General features: G+C 61.7%; 1 protein-coding gene. It reads left to right on the top strand.

Annotated features, from left to right (window positions below; all coding sequences use genetic code 11):
* Positions 1-151: 151 nt before the first annotated feature.
* On the top strand, positions 152-1,184 hold a 1,033-nt coding region (locus NHL51_RS13805; protein WP_434144648.1), incomplete at its 3' end, for an IS110 family transposase.

Raw genomic sequence — 1,184 nt, 5'->3', positions numbered from 1 at the left:
GGCCCATTTCGATGGCCTGATTAGAAGCCTGCCCGACCCCTGAGGTCGTGGCCCGTCACAGTGCTGCCACGAAGTGATTTCCTCCCGGAACGGCGTCGGCCGCCACGCGGCTGAACCCTAATGATTCCGTTCCAGGAAGGACCACAACCGCATGACCATCGTCGCGCATTCTCACTCGTTTGTCATTGGTGTGGACACCCACGCCAAATCACACACCTACGCTGTCATCGACGCTGCGAACGGCGAACTGCTCGGTTGCCAACTGTTCCCGACGACCGCGAAGGGCATGGCCAGAGCAATCGCCTGGGCAGGCCGCCTCTCTTCCGGTGAAGCGACTACGCTCTGGTCGATCGAGTGCATCGCCACCTACGGGGCGAAGCTTGCCCGCGCAGTCTCAGACGCCGGTTACGAAGTCGTTGAAGCACCACGCATCAGCACGAAATCTCGCCGCGGAATCGGCAAGTCAGATCCGATTGATGCGCAAGCCATCGCAACCGCGACGCGCTCCCTCGACGACGACCAACTTCGCCGCCCGCGCGCTGACGACGGGATACGTCAAGCCCTGCGCGTGCTCGTCGCGGCTCGTGAACAGATGGCGCAGGAGAAAACGATGAACACCAACGCGCTCACCGCCCTGCTGCGCGTCAACGACCTTGGCATAGATGCCAGGAAACCACTCACTCTCACCCAGATCGGTGAGATCTCACGGTGGCGCAGCCGCGAGGAACCCATCGCGCGTGTTGTCGCCCGCGACGAGGCGATCCGTCTCGCACGTCAGATCCTCGCCTTCCAAGAAACGCTCACCACGAATCAGAAACGCATGATCGAACTGATCGCACAGAGCCCAGCAGCACCCCTACTCGAAGAACCAGGTGTCGGCGCATACACCGCCGCCATTCTGATCACCGCATGGTCACACCCCGGTCGGGTGCGCAGTGAGGCCGCATTCGCGGCTCTCGCCGGTGTGAGTCCGATCCCCGCCTCCAGTGGGAACACCATCAGGCATCGCCTCAACAGAGGCGGTGACCGGCGTCTGAATCGCGCACTTCACGTGATTGCAATGTCCCGCATGCAGCACCACGACAACACCAAAACCTACGTTGAGAAACGTCTCACTGAAGGGCGTAGCAAGCGCGAGATCCGGCGCTGTCTCAAACGCTACCTCGGTAGGCACTTCTACCGGA

Source organism: Leucobacter sp. gxy201, from assembly GCF_051043335.1.
Taxonomy (GTDB): Bacteria; Actinomycetota; Actinomycetes; order Actinomycetales; family Microbacteriaceae; genus Leucobacter.
This window is presented reverse-complemented; position numbering and strand designations above follow the sequence as displayed.